The sequence below is a fragment of the Corynebacterium tuberculostearicum genome (assembly GCF_030229345.1).
Classification (GTDB): Bacteria; Actinomycetota; Actinomycetes; order Mycobacteriales; family Mycobacteriaceae; genus Corynebacterium; species Corynebacterium tuberculostearicum_G.
Window position 1 is genome coordinate 118,768 of record NZ_JASPGP010000003.1, and the last position, 17,641, is coordinate 136,408.

Annotated in this window: 18 protein-coding genes and 2 tRNA genes; 11 read left to right on the forward strand and 9 right to left on the reverse strand. The window is 58.1% G+C overall.

Features of this window, described 5'->3' with window-relative positions; genetic code table 11:
• Nucleotides 1–50 precede the first annotated feature (50 nt).
• The 4 genes from nrdE to QP884_RS03215 are packed head-to-tail and all read left to right on the forward strand — an operon-like array spanning nucleotide 51 to nucleotide 4,201.
• Nucleotides 51–2,246, forward strand: coding sequence for a class 1b ribonucleoside-diphosphate reductase subunit alpha (nrdE, locus tag QP884_RS03200; RefSeq protein ID WP_005324048.1), 2,196 nt, complete (start codon nucleotides 51–53; stop codon nucleotides 2,244–2,246).
• A gap of 52 nt (nucleotides 2,247–2,298) precedes the next feature.
• Nucleotides 2,299–3,324 (forward strand): class 1b ribonucleoside-diphosphate reductase subunit beta, encoded by a 1,026-nt coding sequence (nrdF, locus tag QP884_RS03205; protein ID WP_023020918.1) that lies wholly within the window; start codon nucleotides 2,299–2,301, stop codon nucleotides 3,322–3,324.
• Nucleotides 3,305–3,580 carry a hypothetical protein gene (locus tag QP884_RS03210; RefSeq protein WP_070564615.1) on the forward strand — a complete coding sequence of 92 codons (276 nt, stop codon included), beginning with the start codon at nucleotides 3,305–3,307 and terminating at the stop codon, nucleotides 3,578–3,580. The genes nrdF and QP884_RS03210 overlap by 20 nt, the downstream gene beginning before the upstream one ends.
• A 39-nt stretch (nucleotides 3,581–3,619) precedes the next feature.
• A complete protein-coding gene (locus QP884_RS03215; protein WP_284820676.1) occupies nucleotides 3,620–4,201 on the forward strand; it encodes an NADPH-dependent FMN reductase in 582 nt (193 codons plus the stop codon).
• A 173-nt stretch (nucleotides 4,202–4,374) separates the two neighbouring features.
• Here the strand turns inward: QP884_RS03215 and tig are convergent, their stop codons facing one another.
• The 3 genes from tig to QP884_RS03230 form a co-directional block, all read right to left on the reverse strand.
• Nucleotides 4,375–5,733, reverse strand: a complete 1,359-nt coding sequence (gene tig, locus QP884_RS03220; RefSeq protein WP_005324044.1) for a trigger factor — start codon at nucleotides 5,731–5,733, stop codon at nucleotides 4,375–4,377.
• Between the two features lie 90 nt (nucleotides 5,734–5,823).
• Nucleotides 5,824–5,897, reverse strand: a tRNA-Pro gene (locus QP884_RS03225).
• A 134-nt stretch (nucleotides 5,898–6,031) separates the two neighbouring features.
• Entirely contained in the window at nucleotides 6,032–6,856 is an 825-nt protein-coding gene (locus QP884_RS03230) for a DUF1542 domain-containing protein (protein WP_284820678.1), read from the reverse strand.
• Between the two features lie 121 nt (nucleotides 6,857–6,977).
• On the opposite strand from QP884_RS03230, the gene QP884_RS03235 reads away from it, so the two are divergent.
• The 4 genes from QP884_RS03235 (at nucleotide 6,978) to QP884_RS03250 (ending at nucleotide 9,416) form a co-directional block, all read left to right on the forward strand.
• Nucleotides 6,978–7,052, forward strand: a tRNA-Gly gene (locus tag QP884_RS03235).
• 118 nt (nucleotides 7,053–7,170) lie between these two features.
• Nucleotides 7,171–7,863 (forward strand): nitroreductase, encoded by a 693-nt coding sequence (locus QP884_RS03240; RefSeq protein WP_250409298.1) that lies wholly within the window; start codon nucleotides 7,171–7,173, stop codon nucleotides 7,861–7,863.
• A gap of 68 nt (nucleotides 7,864–7,931) precedes the next feature.
• Complete coding sequence (locus tag QP884_RS03245) at nucleotides 7,932–8,564, forward strand: hypothetical protein (protein WP_284820679.1); 633 nt, start codon at nucleotides 7,932–7,934, stop codon at nucleotides 8,562–8,564.
• A gap of 18 nt (nucleotides 8,565–8,582) precedes the next feature.
• On the forward strand, nucleotides 8,583–9,416 hold the full coding sequence (locus QP884_RS03250) for an aldo/keto reductase (protein WP_284768625.1): 834 nt from the start codon (nucleotides 8,583–8,585) through the stop codon (nucleotides 9,414–9,416).
• Nucleotides 9,417–9,506: 90 nt separating this feature from the next.
• Here QP884_RS03250 and QP884_RS03255 read toward each other — a convergent pair whose 3' ends face one another.
• Nucleotides 9,507–9,980: a ribose-5-phosphate isomerase gene (locus QP884_RS03255; RefSeq protein ID WP_005327249.1), complete on the reverse strand. Its 474-nt coding sequence runs from the start codon at nucleotides 9,978–9,980 to the stop codon at nucleotides 9,507–9,509.
• Between the two features lie 116 nt (nucleotides 9,981–10,096).
• Here QP884_RS03255 and QP884_RS03260 point away from each other — a divergent pair, with 116 nt between their 5' ends.
• Nucleotides 10,097–10,504 carry an MFS transporter gene (locus QP884_RS03260; protein ID WP_284820680.1) on the forward strand — a complete coding sequence of 136 codons (408 nt, stop codon included), beginning with the start codon at nucleotides 10,097–10,099 and terminating at the stop codon, nucleotides 10,502–10,504.
• A gap of 187 nt (nucleotides 10,505–10,691) precedes the next feature.
• On the opposite strand, the gene QP884_RS03265 is transcribed toward QP884_RS03260, so the two are convergent.
• Nucleotides 10,692–10,853 carry a hypothetical protein gene (locus tag QP884_RS03265; protein WP_284820682.1) on the reverse strand — a complete coding sequence of 54 codons (162 nt, stop codon included), beginning with the start codon at nucleotides 10,851–10,853 and terminating at the stop codon, nucleotides 10,692–10,694.
• A gap of 256 nt (nucleotides 10,854–11,109) precedes the next feature.
• On the opposite strand from QP884_RS03265, the gene QP884_RS11270 reads away from it, so the two are divergent.
• The gene (locus QP884_RS11270) at nucleotides 11,110–11,301 is read left to right on the forward strand and encodes an excalibur calcium-binding domain-containing protein (RefSeq protein ID WP_005327252.1); all 192 of its coding nucleotides are present in this window, start codon (nucleotides 11,110–11,112) and stop codon (nucleotides 11,299–11,301) included.
• 239 nt (nucleotides 11,302–11,540) lie between these two features.
• On the opposite strand, the gene QP884_RS03270 is transcribed toward QP884_RS11270, so the two are convergent.
• Nucleotides 11,541–12,164, reverse strand: a complete 624-nt coding sequence (locus QP884_RS03270) for a mycothiol-dependent nitroreductase Rv2466c family protein (protein WP_284820683.1) — start codon at nucleotides 12,162–12,164, stop codon at nucleotides 11,541–11,543.
• A gap of 98 nt (nucleotides 12,165–12,262) precedes the next feature.
• Here QP884_RS03270 and pepN point away from each other — a divergent pair, with 98 nt between their 5' ends.
• The gene (gene pepN, locus QP884_RS03275) at nucleotides 12,263–14,779 is read left to right on the forward strand and encodes an aminopeptidase N (RefSeq protein ID WP_284820685.1); all 2,517 of its coding nucleotides are present in this window, start codon (nucleotides 12,263–12,265) and stop codon (nucleotides 14,777–14,779) included.
• On the opposite strand, the gene QP884_RS03280 is transcribed toward pepN, so the two are convergent.
• The 3 genes from QP884_RS03280 to QP884_RS03290 all read right to left on the reverse strand — a co-directional run bounded on the left by QP884_RS03280 (nucleotide 14,776) and on the right by QP884_RS03290 (nucleotide 17,627).
• Nucleotides 14,776–15,555 carry a GntR family transcriptional regulator gene (locus QP884_RS03280; RefSeq protein WP_284820686.1) on the reverse strand — a complete coding sequence of 260 codons (780 nt, stop codon included), beginning with the start codon at nucleotides 15,553–15,555 and terminating at the stop codon, nucleotides 14,776–14,778. The genes pepN and QP884_RS03280 overlap by 4 nt on opposite strands.
• Nucleotides 15,556–15,630: 75 nt before the next feature.
• The gene (locus QP884_RS03285; RefSeq protein WP_284820687.1) at nucleotides 15,631–16,347 is read right to left on the reverse strand and encodes an SDR family oxidoreductase; all 717 of its coding nucleotides are present in this window, start codon (nucleotides 16,345–16,347) and stop codon (nucleotides 15,631–15,633) included.
• Nucleotides 16,348–16,412: 65 nt separating this feature from the next.
• On the reverse strand, nucleotides 16,413–17,627 hold the full coding sequence (locus tag QP884_RS03290; protein WP_284820688.1) for an alkylhydroperoxidase domain protein: 1,215 nt from the start codon (nucleotides 17,625–17,627) through the stop codon (nucleotides 16,413–16,415).
• Between the last annotated feature and the right edge of the window lie 14 nt (nucleotides 17,628–17,641).

A 17,641-nucleotide genomic window follows, 5' to 3' on the forward strand; every position in this document is an offset into this window, starting at 1 on the left:
TCCCCCACAAGATGAAGAACACATCCGCATCACACAGATTGGAAAACACAATGTGGCCTCTTGATGCCACCCCCACACAGACTATTGGCGCTACGCCCCGCACCGCTTCAGCAGACAATGCCGGCGGTGTCGGCAAGCGCAAGAGCTACCACGCACTCAACGCGCAGCTGAACTTGTTCGACGCTTCTGGAAAAATCCAGTTTGACAAGGACATTCAGGCAGCACAAGACTATGTCACGCACCATGTCGCTCCCCGCATGCATCAGTTCGATTCCACCAAGCAACGCTTGGAATGGTTGGTTGATAACGAGTACTACGAGCGGGATTTCCTTGAGCTTTATGATGACGCCTTTCTGTGCGCCATGTACGACAGAGCACATCGAGTTAAGCATCAGTTCCGCACCTTCCTCGGCGCATTTAAGTTCTTCACTTCATATGCACTGAAAACCTTTGATGGCTCCCGATTCCTAGAAGGCTACGAAGAACGCGTCGCCACCACAGCTTTATACCTTGCACAGGGCGACGAAGAGCTCGCAGAAAAGCTGGTGGATGACATCATGACCGGACGCTTCCAGCCCGCCACCCCTACTTTTCTCAACGCAGGCAAAGCCCAGCGCGGCGAAATGGTCTCCTGCTTCCTCCTGCGAATCGAAGACAATTTGGAGAGCATTGGCCGCTGCGTGAACTCTGCACTGCAACTATCAAAGCGCGGTGGTGGAGTGGCCCTGTTGCTGAGCAATCTGCGCGAATCCGGAGCCCCGATCAAAAAGATTGAGAACCAGGCTTCCGGCGTAGTCCCAGTCATGAAGATTCTCGAAGATAGCTTCAGCTATGCCAACCAATTGGGCTCCCGGCAGGGCGCTGGAGCCGTCTACCTGCATGCGCACCATCCAGATATTCTTCGCTTCCTGGATACCAAGCGGGAAAATGCCGATGAGAAAGTCCGCATCAAGACTCTTTCGCTGGGGGTTGTTATTCCAGATATAACCTTCCGTCTGGCCAAAGAGAACAAGGATATGCATCTTTTTAGCCCGTATGACATCGCTCGCGAGTACGGCGTAGCCATGTCTGACATGTCCATCACCGAGTACTACGACGAGCTGGTTGCCAATCCGCGAATCTCTCACACGACCATTAAGGCCCGCGAGTTTTTCACCACGCTGGCTGAGCTTCAGTTTGAATCCGGATACCCCTACATCCTCTTTGAGGATACGGTCAACCGCGCTAATCCCCTCAAAGGACATATCAATATGTCCAACCTGTGTAGCGAAATCCTCCAGGTCAACACGCCATCGACCTACGGAGCTTCGGGTGACTACACCACCGTTGGCCAGGATATTTCCTGCAATCTAGGTTCGCTCAACATTGCGAAGGCTTTTGAATCGCCGGACTTCGGGGAGACCGTCGAAACCGCAGTGCGTGCCCTCACGAAGGTTTCAGACCTGACGAATATCGAAGCTGTTCCCTCCATCGCTCACGGAAATGCTTCCATGCATGCCATTGGTCTGGGCCAAATGAATCTCCACGGCTTCCTTGCTTCACAGCGTATTCCTTATGGCTGCGCCGAGGCACTGGACTTTACAAATATCTATTTCCTCACGGTGACCTACCATGCGCTCCGCGCATCCCATGCACTCGCGGTTGAAAAAGGTCAACGATTCACAGGCTTCGAAGAATCCACCTATGCCACTGGCGCCTACTTTGACAAATACATCGACCAAGACTGGGCGCCAGCCACTGAACACGTAAAACAGCTCTTCCACGAAGCAGGCGTGCAGATCCCTCAACGCGAGGATTGGCTACGGCTCAAGAATCAAGTGATGCAAGACGGCATCTACAACGCCTACTTGCAGGCAGTTCCACCCACTGGATCAATTTCCTACATCAATGACTCCACCGCGTCCATCCACCCAATTGCCTCCAAAATTGAAATACGGAAGGAAGGCCGCTTGGGGCGCGTGTACTACCCCGCGCCGGAAATGACCAACGACAACCTGGAGTATTTCGATGACTCCTACGCCGTGGGATACGAAAAAATCATCGACACCTACGCCATGGCCACCCAACACGTGGACCAAGGGCTTTCCCTGACCTTGTTCTTTACCGCTGATACCACCACGCGGGACATCAACAAGGCACAAATCTATGCCTGGAAAGCCGGAATCAAGACCCTCTACTACATCCGTTTACGCCAATCCGCGCTCCAAGGAACCGAGGTCGAAGGCTGCGTCTCCTGTGCTTTGTAGGAGCACGGTCCTCCCCCTTGTCCACAACCATTCACTCAGAAAGAAAGAAGCTATGTCGTCAACATCGAATAGTGCTGAACTAACCAGCATTTCAGTTACTCCGCCGAGCTACCGGCATGATCCTTCAGCCCGCATCCGCGCCATCAATTGGAACCGGGTGAGCGATGACAAGGATCTTGAAGTGTGGAACCGTCTAACCGCCAACTTTTGGTTGCCAGAGAAGGTCCCGCTTTCTAATGATCTCCCGGCGTGGCAGAAGATGACACCCGAGGAACGCAACCTCACCATGCGGGTGTTCACGGGACTCACCACCCTGGATACTGTCCAGGCCACCGTGGGTGAAATCTGTCAGATTCAAGATGCCCGCACCGAACACGAGGAGGCCGTGTATACCAACATCGCCTTCATGCAGTCAGTCCATGCCCGTTCATACTCTTCAGTGTTTTCTACCCTGAGCAGTACAAAGGAAATTGATGAAGCATACCGCTGGGCGGTGAATAACGACCTTCTCCAGGCACGCGCCAAGAAAGTTCTCGCGCACTATTTTGGGCCGGATCCACTCAAACGCAAGGTGTCATCGACGTTGCTTTCCTCGCTGCTTCTCTACGCGGGTTTCTATCTTCCCTTGCACTTTTCTGTCCACGCCACCCTGACAAATACGGCAGACATGATCCGCCTCATTCTGCGTGACAAGGCAGTGCACGGCTACTACTCGGGTTACAAATATCAGCGCGGTCTGGAATCCACGACCCCGCTACGGCAGAAGGAGATGCATGATTTCACCATTTCTTTGCTCGAAGAGCTTTATGCACTAGAGCTGGACTATTCCGGCGAGCTATATGAGCCTTTGGGACTCATGGATGATGTAGCCGTGTTCGTTCGCTATAACGCCAATAAGGCACTCATGAATTTGGGCTACCCGGATTATTTCCCGCCCGAAGAAACGGAAGTGAACCCAGAAATCCTCGCGGCCCTAGCCCCCGGAGCAGATGAGAACCATGACTTCTTCTCCGGATCTGGTTCCTCCTATGTCATTGGTACTGCTGAAGAAACGAGTGATGATGACTGGGATTTCTAAACCTTTTCCGCGACCGGACCAAGGAAGCTGGCTTGAGACCATCGCGCTGTTTGAAGCCATCCGCGAAGGAAACCAACCCGCAGCCATGCGGCTGTTGAATACATCCGCCGCACGAGAGGCCGTCCTCGGGGGGCTTCTAGGACTCATCGAACTGTACTTCCGCCATGAAGAAGGAGACAAAGTAGATGGCTTCCTCACCGCCGCCCACGCTGCCGGCCCACCACCGGCCTTTGGCTGCAAGCCTTTTCTCCCTTGACCACGTCTCCCTACACCCAACTAAGAAAGAAGGTTTACCATGACCACCCCACGTATCAGCGTTATCGTCGGCAGCCTGCGCCGAGAGTCATTTGCACGCAAGATTGCACACGAGGTGCTCACGATGATCCCTGAAGGCTACGAGGCAAACATCGTGGAAATCCGTGACTTGCCGCTCTATGACTTCGACTACGATGACCCCTCCGTCACGGACAAGCCCACTCCGGCTGAGTACACCACCTTTCGCGAGACCATCAAGAACTCGAGCGGGATCCTCTTCATTACGCCAGAGAACAACCGCACTATCCCTGCCTGCCTCAAAAACGCAGTGGACATCGGCTCTAAACCCAACTCAGATGTGGCGTGGAAGAACCTTCCCGCAGGTATCATTAGCCACTCTGTAGGCCGCATGGGCGGCTACAGTTCACAGAAGAACCTTCGCCTCGCTCTGTCCTACTTCGACATGCCGCTCCCTGGTCAGCCCGAAGTATTTCTGGGCCAATCCCCCACCCTTTTCGAAGAGTCCGGACATCTCAATCAACGTACCGCAGACTTTGTCAAGGATTACGTTATGCGCTTCCTGCAGTTGACCGACGAGGCCTTTAGAGCCAAGAACGGCTAGCGGTATCCCCAGCCAACACACATCACGCCCTCTTCGAAGTACTCAAAGACTCCTAGAGGGCGTTCACAATGACACAAACCCCGGATTCAGGCTCATCCTTGAGTTACCTGAATCCGGGGTTTCATGCGCGCTCGCCACCACACATGTGGCAGCAGCGCGTTACAAGCGAGAGATTACTTCTCCTCGGAAGCTTCTGCAGCGTCCTCTTCTTCGATTTCACCGAAGTACTGGTCAACGTCCACGTCGTTGCCCTCTTCATCCTTGACGGTGGTGCGGCAGATAGCGGCAGCCAGTGCCTTGCCACGGCGCACGTCAGAGAAGAGGTTAGCGATCTGGCCGTTGGACTGCAGCTGCTGGATGAACTGGTTCGGGTCCATGCCGTAGGACTGAGCGGTGAACAGGATGTGGTCGGTCAGCTCCTGCTGGGAAACTTCCGGCTCTTCCTTCTCTGCTACAGCGTCAAGGAACAGCTGGGTGCGGACGGACTCTTCTGCCTGCTCGCGAGTCTGCTTATCAAACTCTTCGCGGGAGGTGCCCTGTGCCTCAAGCAGCTGAGCCAGTGCCTTCTCATCGTGAGCCAGCTGGCCCAGGATCTGGTGCAGCTGGGAGTGAGCCTGCTCGTCCACTACGGACTGCGGCAGCTCGAATTCAACCTCGGACAGTGCGGACTTCAGAACCTCATCGCGGATCTGTGCAGCCTGCTCAGCCTTCTTGGTCTCCTCCACCTGGGTCTTGGTGGACTCACGCAGCTCGTCCATGGTGTCGAACTCAGAAGCCATCTGAGCGAACTCATCGTCCATAGCCGGCAGCTTGCGCTCCTTGGACTGCTGAACGTGGACCTTGATGGTGGCCTCTTCGTCCTTGTGCTCACCGGACTGGATGGTGGAGGTGAACTCGTTATCCTCGCCGGTCTTCATGCCACGCAGGGCGGTGTCCAGCCCCTTGATGAGGTCATCGTCACCGATGCGATAGGAAAGGCCCTCGGTGGAAGCGTCTTCAATCTTCTCGCCGTCGATCTCAGCGGTGATGTCGATGATGGCGTAGTCGCCGGTCTTCATCTTGCGCTTGGTGTCCTTGAGCTCACCGAAGCGCTCTGCCAGCTCCTCCAGAGCCTTGTCGACGTCCTCTTCGTCAGCCTTCAGGGCCGGGACGGTAACGGAGATCTTGGAGAAGTCCGGAATCTCGAACTCAGGGCGGATATCAACCTCGGCGGTGAACTCCACGAAGTCCTTGTCCTCGATCTTGGAAATGTCAACGTCCGGCTGGCCAATGACCTTCAGATCGTTTTCCTTGACTGCTTGCTCGTAGCGGGAAGGCAGCATGTCGTTGACAACCTGCTCCAGGATGGGGCCGCGGCCGAAGCGAGCGTCAATAAGCTGGCGCGGTGCCTTGCCCTTACGGAAACCTGGAATAGAAACCTGCTGCGCGATTGCCGCGTAAGCTTGATCGATTTCCTGGTCCAGCTCCGCAAACGGAACGTTGACGGTGAGCTTAACGCGGGTATCGCTCAGCTTGTCTACGGTGGTCTTCACGAGTGAATCTCCCTGGCTTCATTGTTTTACGTACATAAACTTAAAGGGGGTCCGGAAATCCTTATTAGGGCATTTCCAGACCCCCATACGTCGGGGCGACAGGATTTGAACCTGCGACCCCCTGCTCCCAAAGCAGGTGCGCTACCAAACTGCGCCACGCCCCGTATGTAGGCCACCAAGTTGCCTTGGCTGCGTTGCATACCTGAGACAGTGTACCGTGTCCGTTTTAAATCTCCTAAACGGACCCCCACTTAATGGAATCAACGCAGCACAGAGGCCACTTTTGACAGCCTAGCGGCTAGAAATCGAAATCAAACATTCCGTCAAAGAATCCGCCGCCGTCGCCATCGCCAAGGCCATCAAATAGGCCGCCGCCGTCATCGCCGCCGCCCATGTCTCCGGCGTCACCAGCATCGCCAGCGTCACCGCCCATTTCGCCGGCATCGCCCATGCCATCACCGCCACCCCAGTCGCCGCTTTCAGCAGCGGCCGCGGAATAACCAATGCCAGACATGCCGGAGAACAGGGCATTGAACATCATGGAGTAGCCAACCATCCACACGCCGGTCTGCAATGCATCAGCCCACCACGGACGGGAATACCAACCCGCCGGAACCGGACGGCCGGCCACGGTTCCGCCTGGGTAGTAGTTCGGGGTATCCGCGGAGGCATACGGCGAAGCAGTGATCTGCTGGCCATTCGCTTCCACGGTGCGCTTTTCCGTCACCTTGCCGGCGGCGCGCTGCCCCTCGAGCGGTGGCAGCTCTGGTCCCGGGTTCATGCCCATAATCTCGCGTGCAGCATTCACATAGTGCATGCCTTCCAAGGCGGACTCACGCGCTAGGTTCGCCTGCTTTGCGGTGGTGGCGCGCGAAATCGCCGAGTTAGCTGCCGTGAAACGCTCGGACGCATCGGCCATTGCCTGCTGGGAGGCAGAGTCTGTGCCAGAAATCTGCATTACTTGGCCGCCCAGGCGTTCAATCCACCGGCGAGCGTCAGCTTGTGCATCGGCCAATTGCTGTGCTTCTCGTTCCTCGCGGCGTTTTTGGGAGTTGCGCGAAGACATAAACCACGCACCTCCGCCGACTACCAGCACAAGGAGCAAAATTCCCACTACGATCATCGCTTTCTATAGATAGGGCCATTCCTCTTATAACAACGGCTCAAGCGCCACCCTAGTTCCCTATTTTCATTTTTGCCCCCGCGTGCGCTAAAGTATGGCGCAGCGTTCAATAGCGCTCTGTGGGAATGTCGTATAGTGGCTAATACCTCAGCCTTCCAAGCTGAAGACGCGGGTTCGATTCCCGTCATTCCCTCCACTTTCGCCCATCGTTCAGGTGGGCGATTTTTTCGTTTTACCTACCCCAGACCCGCTCACCCGCGCTGGCCACGCTTGGTTTAAGGCAGACACATGCGGTGATGTGTAGGGTGGCGCGCATGACTTCATCCAATAAGTATTCCGAATTCATCCGCAACCGCCATTCTCCCCGCGCGTTCCTGCCGGAGCCTATGCCGGTTGAAGACATCAAGCAGGTCTTGGAGGACGCTCAATCCGCACCGTCCAACTCCAATACCCAGCCGTGGAACGTGCACGTAGTGGGCGGGGAAAAGCTCAAGGAGCTCAGCGCTGCGCTGATTAAGGAATTCGATACCAACGGCCTTAGCCCGGACTTCACCACAGATTATGGTGAGGGCATCCACCCCCAGCGCTCCCAGGAGCTGGCCGCCAAAATGTACGGGCTGCTTGGCATTAAGCGCGAAGATAAAGAAGGCCGCATGGAATTCATCCGCGAAAACCTGCGCTTCTTTGGCGCGCCCCATGCGGTACTGCTTTTTATCCCGCCGATGGGCGACCGCATCCGCGCCGCCTTCGACCAGGGAACCTACACCGAAAACTTCCTGCTTTCCCTGGAGGCACACGGCTATCACGGCATCCCGCAGGGCATGATTTCCCTGATTGCGCCAACCGCACGTGAATTCCTCGGCGTGGACGAGGACTACAAACTGGTCACCGCCATTACCTTTGGTACGGCCGATGAATCTAGCCCAGTCTTTAACACGGCTCCGGGCCGCGCGCCGCTCTCAGAGACCGTAACGGTGCACGGCATCGAGGGTCTAGAGCTCGACTAAAGCTGCGGCGGTGATTTGTGTGGGCAAAGTTGGCCGAAGGGGGCGTCGGCAAGCATAGAATTGAGTCCATGGATATCACTCTTGCGACCTTTGACCATGCGCCGGAGACCGCACTGCGCGGCGTTCGTTTTAATAACACGTGGGTGCCTTCGGAAACGTACGCGGACTCCCGCCGCGGCACCCTGACCGGCCAGTACCCGCAGCGCCAAGCCACCACGCGCATCAGCGAGGTTTTTGCTGGGGCGGGCTATGAGGTCCACGAAGACACGCAACCGGCCGGTGAAGACGTCTTTCGCTTGCTAGAACAGCCCAGCCTGGAGGAACTCGACCAGGTTGAAGGCGTCATTGCCGTCTGCTCCCTGCTGGGCGGAAATGCCCCCATGTCGGTGCTATGGCCGGGCGTGGCGGAAAACGGGGAGAATAACGAGCTGGTCTCCCCTATTGACTTGGCTCCTACCCTCGCCGCCATTGCCGGGCTGGATGTGCGGCCCAATGCTCGCTTGTCCTTCGATGGGTTGAACTTGGTTCCGGTACTGCGCCATGGCGCCTCGGGGCACGCCGCGTTGTTCTTTGACAATGGCGTGCGCATGATTGATGCCGCGCTTATCGACGACACCGCTACCCCACCCCACGAGCGCGCCCGCCTGCAAGATGAGTGGGAGACGTGGAATAAATTCATCACGCTCGGCCCGCTGCAGTAGATAGGTAGTCTGGGGCGCATGAGCGTACCTAACATCACCCTTAATGACGGCAATACCATCCCGCAGCTGGGCTTTGGCGTATTCCAAATGGATCCGGATAAGACCGAAGAGCTGGTAGCCGAGGCCCTGCGCGTGGGCTATCGCCATATCGATACCGCCGCTATCTATGGCAACGAGGAAGGCGTGGGCCGGGCAATTGCCAAGTCCGGCATTCCGCGCGAGGAACTTTTTGTCACCACCAAGCTGTGGAATGACCGCCAGACCGATGCCGCCGCAGCTCTTGATGAATCTTTGGACAAGCTCGGCCTAGAGTATGTGGATCTCTACCTCATCCATTGGCCGACCCCGGCGAAGGGAACCTACGTCGAGGCGTGGCAGCAGCTCATCGAGCTGCAGAAGCAGGGCAAGGCAAAGTCCATCGGCGTCTCCAACTTCGAACTCGAGCACCTGGACCAGCTGGAGCTCAAGACCGACGTTAAGCCGGCGGTCAATCAGGTCGAGCTTCACCCCTACCTGCAGCGCTGGCGCGAGCTGGACGCCTTCCGTGCCCACACCGTAGCTATTGAGGCATGGGGGCCTTTGGGCCAGGGTAAGAGCGATATTTTGGATGCCCCCGAGGTCACCGACGCCGCTGCAGCGCACGATGTCAGCCCAGCGCAGGTCGTCATCCGCTGGCACCTGCAGAATGGCGTCATCCTCTTCCCCAAGTCCGCCACGCCATCGCGCATCGCGGAGAATTTCGACGTCTTCGGCTTTGAGCTCACCGAGGACGAGATGTCTGCCATCACCGCCTTGGATGAGGGCGAAGAGGGACGTGGCGGTCCGCACCCGAATGACATGAATGACGCCTAAGGCTTAGCGCCCGTCTCGGCCGACCCGGCCGGTGCGCACACAGAAACGCCGCGAAACCAACTTTGGTCCGCGGCGTTTCTTCTGCTGGGCTTAAGCCTCCGGCAGCTCTGGGGCGATGCCGGTGCGCTCGTATTCCGCCAAGATGTCGATGCGGCGCTGGTGGCGCTCCGCGCGGGACCATTCTTGGTCCAGGAAGGCGTCGACGATTTCCAGTGCTTGCTCCTCGGTGTGCATGCGGCCACCGATGCCGATGAGCTGGGCATTGTTGTGCTCGCGGGCAAGGCGGGCGGTCTCTGCGGACCACGCCAGTGCGCAGCGAGCACCCTTGACCTTATTGGCAGCAATCTGCTCGCCGTTGCCGGAGCCGCCAAGCACGATGCCCAGGGAACCCGGATCGTTGACGGTGCGTTGTGCCGCTTCGATGCAAAAGGCCGGATAGTCATCCTCGGCATCGTAGGTATGGGCGCCGCAGTCAATGACTTCGTGGCCCTGCTTGGTGAGGTGTTCAGCAATCAGGTTCTTGGTTTCGAAACCTGCGTGGTCTGCTCCTAGATATACGCGCATGGCCCACATCCTACCGGCCCGGCGCGCCTTGAGGAGGCTTAGCGCCCACTCCGTTTCGTATTATATTTTCCTGATAGGCTCGCGGGCGACCACTATCGCTATAAAGGAGGAAAGCCATGCCTATAACCAAACCAGTCCTCGCGCTCTACGGCGGGAGCCTTCTCGCCTGCATCATCATGCTTGGTGTTCAGGTTTCCGGCGCCGAAGGCTTCCTCCTCCCGCTTATCGCGAGCATTCTTGCCACTTTGGCTCACCTAGGCCTGGGAGTGTGGTGGATTGCGCAGAAGGTGCGCGGGAATCCGCGGGCCAACGGGGGCGCGATTGCGGCGGGCATTATCGCGCTTCTTGCCGGCACCTCGTGGGCATCCTGGGCGCTAGTCGCGTGGGAAAATTTTCGGGCCGGCATGGAACTTCCCTCTATCAATATCGCAGGTCTGCCGGCATTCATCTTGACCCCGCTGACCATCGCACTGTGCGTCGGCGCCGCGATTCAGCTGCGCCGACGTGAAAAGACCGCCCAGTAGCTGCAAGAAACGGAATCTTTGGGTGGAAGCTCTTTCTTTACCTCTAGACTGCCGGCAAAGATCAGTTCCGGCACCGCTTACCGTCGCTTTAAATCTAGAAATCAGACGATTCATATCCAGAACAGGCCAGGAAATGGCTAAGAATCGAGTAGCCTCTTAGTAAAGTCTGAAACTCTCCCCCAAAGGACTAGAGCATGAAAAAGCTACTACCCATTCTCGTTACAACCACGCTTTTGATATCAGCATGTAGCGATTCAGGCGAAAGCTCCGAGACCACTTCGAGCACGACCAGCAGCAGTCCGTCGAGCACCACCACGTCCTCTACAACTAGCTCGACAAGTAGCGCCACTACCTCCTCATCTAGCGAGGTTACGCCTCCATCAGAGGTCGAAGAACCTGGCGAAGAGGATGAGCACGACGATGACGATCTCCACATACACGATAATCCGAACGCTGCATTAGGCGACTCAAATGAGGAAGAACGAGCTGAGCAAGCCCCTGTAGAGAAGACCGTTTCCTCTTGTGGCGACCCCTCAATTCATGAACGCGGCACAACATTCTTCTCGGACGGAACCTCCGGTTGGACTCAACAGTGCTCAGATGAAATGGCACCACAGGTTGCACAGCAATTCGTAGCGCCGCCGGCCGAGCAACAAAACGACCCAGCGCCAGCCGGTGGTGGATCTGGTCGAACCTGTGCCGAAATTGGGCACAAAGTTTATCCTGGCGACCCCGACTACTCGCCAGCACGAGATGAGGACGGGGACGGTGTGGGCTGCGAATCCTATCCGGGATAATGCATTCCCCGATTTATGCGGAGAATTAAAGACTAAGTAGGGGCAGGCAAGGAAAACACGCCCTACCTTCCGGCATCCCTTAGCTTCTCCGCATACCGCTACTGAGATCGCAACCATTTCAGCCCCGCGAATCCAGCAGCAAGAGTGGACAATTTAGCCCCATGCCCCTACGGCAGAAGGGTTTGACTCACCAGCGCCTTCTACTGGAGTGTGAGGTGAGTAATAATACTTATTTTGGCTTAGTTTTCCTCCACCTGGGGCATCTCAGTGCGGGAGCGCTTGAGCTCGAAGAAGTAGGGGTACTGGGCAAGGCGCAGGGAGGCGTCGAAAAGCTCGCCTGCCTCTTCACCGTTAGGAATGCGGGTAATAACTGGGCCGAAGAAGGCGGTCTCGCCCAGCTTGATAACCGGGGTGCCTACCTCATCGCCCACAGCGGAAATGCCGTTGTGGTGGTACTCGCGCAGCTTCTCGTCATAATCCTCGGTATTGGCTACCTCGGAGAACTCGGCCGGGAGGTCCACCTCCGCTAGGGCTTGGGCGATGATGTCATCATAAGCGCCAAAACCGGTGCGCATACCGTTTCCCTTGGCGTGAATCAGCGTGCCCATCGCGGTGTAGAGCTCGTCTACCTTCTCAGGGCGCTCGGCCTTGACCTTGGCAAAGACACGGGCTGGGCCCCAGTTAGCCTTCATCATGTCCATGTAGGTGGAGTCAAGATCGCGGCCATCATTGAGGACGGACAGGGACATTGGCTCGAACTCGACCTCGATGTCGCGTACCTTTTCCACTTCCTTAATCCAGCGCGAGGTGGCCCACGCGAAGGGGCAGGATACGTCGAACCAGAACTTTACTGCGTCAGCCATGAATACTCCTTTGCTTGAAAAAGTTTGCCCCACCAGCCTAGGTGCACGACTACTGTGGATGCAGAACTATTTTTCAGCTTAGAAGGAGAATATAGGCTATGACCTCTATAAACCTAACTCGCGAGGAAGCTGCCCAGCGCTCCCGAATGATCGAGGTGGACCACTACGATGTCACTTTAGACCTCAAGTATTCGGATACCCACTTCCTGTCCACCACGAAGGTGAGCTTCACCTCGCAGGAGATCGGCTCCACCTTTATTGATCTGCGCGCCGAGGAAATCCAGGAGGTACGCCTCAACGGCAACCCGCTGCCCACTGACTCCTATAACCCCACCTACGGCATTCCACTGTCTGGCCTCCAGGTAGCCGATTACACGCTAGAAGTCACCGCCAAAATCCCGTATTCCCGCACCGGTGAGGGCCTGCACCGCTTTGTAGACCCCGCCGATAACAAGGTCTACCTTTATACCCAGTTTGAAACCGCCGATGCCAAGCGCGTCTTCGCCTGCTTTGACCAGCCGGATATGAAGGCCACCTACGCGCTGCATTTCAAGGCGCCCGAAGAGTGGACCATCATTAGCAATGGCCCGGTGAGCTGGGAAGGCGATGTAGCCAGCACGACCATTGACTACCCGTTGTCCACCTACCTAGTGGCCCTCTGCGCCGGCCCGTACCACGAGGTCACCGATACCTGGCGCGGCGAGCTGACCGCACACCCAGAGGGCAAGCCGGCCCAAAAGCTCGAGGTGCCACTCGGCATCTACTGCCGCGCTTCGCTCGCCCACGCACTGGATGCCGAGCGCCTATTTACTGAGACCAAGCAGGGCTTTGATTTCTACCACCGCAACTTCGGTTTCCCCTACCCCTTTGGCAAGTATGACCAAATTTTCGTGCCGGAGTTCAACGCCGGCGCGATGGAAAATGCCGGCTGCGTTACCATCCGCGATGAGTACGTCTTTACTTCCCAGGCCACGCACTATAAGTATGAGCGCCGCGCCGATACCGTCCTGCACGAATTGGCGCATATGTGGTTCGGTGACCTGGTCACCATGCAGTGGTGGGACGATTTGTGGCTCAATGAGTCCTTCGCCACCTGGTCCGCCGCCATCTCCCAGGCGGAGGAAACCGAATACGATACCGCGTGGGTGACCTTTGCCAATGTGGAGAAATCCTGGGCGTATCAGCAGGATCAGCTGCCGACCACCCACCCAATTTCCACCGATGCCAGCGATATCGAAACGGTGGAGCAAAACTTCGATGGCATCACTTACGCCAAGGGCGCTTCAGTGCTGAAGCAGCTGCAGGCTTATGTCGGCCGCGACAACTTCCTGGCCGGTGTGCGCCGCCACTTCGCCGCCCATGCATGGGGCAATGCCACCTTTGATGATCTGCTGCGCCACCTAGAAGAGGCCTCCGGCCGCGACCTTTCCTTCTGGGCTCAACAGTGGCTCAAGACCTCCGGCATCAATACGCTCAGCGTGGCGCTCAATGCGGATGAGTCCGGCATGATTACCCATGCTTACCTCACCCAGGGCGGCGATACCCTGCGCACCCACCGCGTGGCGGTAGGCCTGTATAACCTGCAGGATGGCAAGGTGGTGCGCACCGATCGCATCGAAATGGATATTGATGGCGCTTCCACCGAGATTCCAGAGCTCATCGGCCGCCAGTTGGCAGACATTGATTTCCTGCTGCCCAACGACGATGACCTGACCTATTGCCTCATCAAGCTGGACGCGGGTTCCCTGCAATTCCTGCTGGACAATATTGATAAGTTCGCCGATCCCATGGCCCGCACCCTGTGCTGGTCTACTGCTTGGGAGATGACCCGCGCCGGTATTATGCGCGCCCGCGATTTCATCCAGCTGGTTGCCCGCGGCATGCAGGCGGAGACGGAGCTCGCCGTCCTCGAGCGCATTGTCTTGCAGGCGTCTAGCGCGCTGAAGAACTATGCCGATCCACAGTGGGCCGCCCAGAGCACCCTGCTTGCCGACGCCCTCCTCGACGGCGCCCACAGCCCCGATGCCCAGCGCTCCATCATCTGCACCCAGGCGCTGGCGAAGATTCGCCTGCACGATAGCGCGCGCGACTATCTGCGCGGCGTGCTCGAGTCCTCCGCGGATGCGGGACTGCGCTGGTCCGCACTGGCGGCACTTGCCGCCGATGGCGCGGTAGAGGACGTCCCTGCTGCCGCGGATGCGCAACTCGAGCGCGATAACTCCGCCACCGGTTACTACTCTTCCCTGCGTGCCCGCGCAGCCGTGGCAACTGCGGAGAACAAGCGCGCGGTATGGGAAGAAATCGTGGCGGGAAATCTCACCAACCGCGAGCTCACCTCCAAGCTGGAAGGCCTGCTCTACCCGCATAGCGATGAATTCCTGCCCACCGCGGAGTTCTTCGATATCGCAGAAAAGGTATGGTCTTCCCAGTCCTCCGAGGTGGCACTGACCACCGTAACGGGCCTCTTCCCTTCCTGGGATATCACGCACAAGGGCCTAGACCGCGCCGATGCCTTCTTGAAGAAGGAGCTGCCGGGTGGTCTGCGCCGTACGGTCACTGAGCAGCGTGACCGCGTGGCCCGCGCGCTGCGCAACCGCCAGGTCGACGCTAGCTAAGCCGGCTTTCCCGCGCCGTTACCCTCGCCTGGTAGGGGTTGCGGCGCGGGATCCTCGCCTAGGACCACCTCGACGTTGGCGATATCAGAGCGCAGCGACTCTTCAATATAGGCAAAGACCGCGCCCGATTTAGTCTTTAGCAACCGCACGAACCGAAGCAGCGGGTGCGATCGGCTCACGTGCAAAAGTTTCTGCTCTTCGGTGCGAGCGGTAGCGGCACGCATGCTCTCGCGCTTAAAGACGGGCTTGAGGTTGTAGCCAGCCAGGATTTCCATGATGGGCTCGCGCAGATCGTGCTGATTGAGATCGGGAGCCATATCTACCGGGATGGTGTAGCGCGAGAGGATGACGGGCTTGCCATCGACGGTATAGACGCGCTTGATATCCCACGCAAAGGTGGAATCGCTAACATCCAGGACCGCTGCCACATGCTTGGGCACGTGGGCCTTGTTAACGGAGACCACGCGCACGGCAGTGTCGTGCCCGCGCTCGCGCAGCTGGGTGACGATATTGTCCTTGTTGGTCAGGCTCAGTGTAGGGGGAACCGTGCGCACGTAGGTGCCACCACTGCGCCCGCGGCGGCGGTCAATGAGGCCTTCTACTTCCAAAATGTCTAAGGCATGGCGCACGGTCATGCGCGCAACATGAAATTCTCGGACCAATTCGCGTTCGGTAGGAAATTTCTGACCGGGTTCTAATTCATTGCGTTCGATCTTGTCGCGTAGGGCATCCGAGATACGGAGATAGGCGGGCCGCTTTCGGCTTTGGGAAGTCACAGCCCCCGAGTGTAATGGACACCCCTGGAAACCAACCCCATTAATGTGTGATGTCCATTACCACTACTTGCGTTCCTACTTGCGTAGATGTAGCTCGATTCGCGGCTTGACCTGGATTTCCGTCAACTGGGTGGTGGGCCCTGCCTCCACCACGGTACGAATGGCACGAGCCACCTCAGCCGGGGCAATAACCTGGGAGGGATCATAATCCTGCAGCCCCTTCAGCATCGGAGTATCGGTAGGCCCCGGAGCCACAGTAGATACGCGGATTCCCGGCTCAGAGATGCGCAGTCCATCGGCGAGTGCATACAACGCGTGCTTGGTCGCCGCGTAGATGACGTTATCGCCGTAGCTGTGGCGTCCAGCGCCAGAATTAATAAAGACCACGGTGCCTTCCGCTTTGCGCAGCTGCGGCAGCAAGGCGCGGGTCAGCTCAGCAGGGGCGTGCACGTTGAGGTCCATATGGGCGCGCCAATTTTCCGGCGTGGCTTCCTCCACGGAGTACTTAGTAGCCCGTGCAGCAGCGTGGACGAGCACGTCCACGCGGTCTAGCTCCGGCAGCTTCATACCTTCATCGAGACCGGCGACGAGGTCGATGGCCACCGGCGTAATGGAGTCCGATTCGGGCAGTTCTGCCGCGCTACGGCCCAGTGCATACACGTGGTAATCACCGGCCAGGTCAGCGATGATTTCGCGGCCCATGCCGCCGGTAGCGCCGGTGACGACGGCGACCTTCTGCGGGGCTTCGCTCTCCGAGTGTGCTGGTGCGGTGACGTTCTTAGTATCAGTCATGCCGCCCCATCATAGGGATCCTTCGCCTTCAGCGCCGCGCCGGAGCAGTCACCGACGGTAGGCAGTTAGCGGAAGCGCTTAGGCACGTCCGGCTGGCCCAGGGTGAGCATCAAACGATTAGCCCAGTTGAAGAAGGAGGAAGCGTAGATGAGGTCCAGGATGGACTGATCATCGAATCCGGCCGCACGCAGGTCCGCGCATAGTGCCGCATCGAAGGCAAACGGGGTTTCCGTCAGCGCCACGGCGGCGCGACGGATAAGGTCCCATTCCTTTGAGCCAAGGTCGGCATCGATGCCCTCGTCCAAGAGGCGGTCTACGATTTCACGGTCGCCGCCTTCCTGGACGCACCGCGCCTGGTGCACGGAGGCACAGTACTCGCAGCCGTTGTAGCGCGAGGCCACAGTAGCGGCGAGCTCGCGGTCCGCACGGGAGAGGCCACCTTCGGTGTTATAGAAGATGTCTAGGTCAGTCAGCGTGCGCGCCTTCAAGGCCGCAGGGTCGCGGGCAAGCAAGCGGAAGTACTCGGAATCGATACGCTCTGGCTTGATGAGGGCATCGGTATGCACCGCGGTGAAATCCTCCTTCGCCAGCGCCTCTACCCAAGGCTTCCAGCCCAGGGAGTGGTTGACAAAGTGATCCGGCAGCACGGTATCGGGCTGCAGCGAATTCGCAGTAACCTCCCAACCCGGATCGGCCACGCCGGCGGCGCGCTCGGCTGCAGGGTGAGATGCGGGATCCTCGCCAGAAAGTACGCGCAGGCCGTGGACCACGCGCAGCTGGAAGGCCAAAAATGCCACCAGCTGGGACAGGCTGACGATGTCCGTAGCGGACCATCCTGCGGCATCGAGGTGTCCGATGGCCTGCGGGGAGGCATCCTTAGGGTGGAAGGCCAGAAGGTGCGCCCAATCGAAGGCCGCAGCTAGGCGCGTGCCCAGCGCGGCTTCCGCGGAGGTATCGCCGAAGATAAGGAAATCACCCTGGTGATATGGGCCGGTGGACACACCGCGCTGGCTCGCGGCGCGCACGGCGGCAACAAGGTCCTCGTCGGCCTCATCTTCCAGCAAGTCGAAGTAGATATCCGCAGCCTCGCTCGCCTGGTAGATTGCAGCGGTAAAAGCCGCTACGGCATAGCGCTCCGTATAGGAGAACTCGCCTGGTTCTGCAGGCTCGAGCAAAGCGCTAAAGCTTAGCTGCGCATTGTCCTGTGCATCGTGGCGCGCACGGCGCAGCTGTTGCACCTCAGCGCTGGCGTGGGAGAGCTCATTAATAATGTCGGTCATATTCTCAGTCCAAC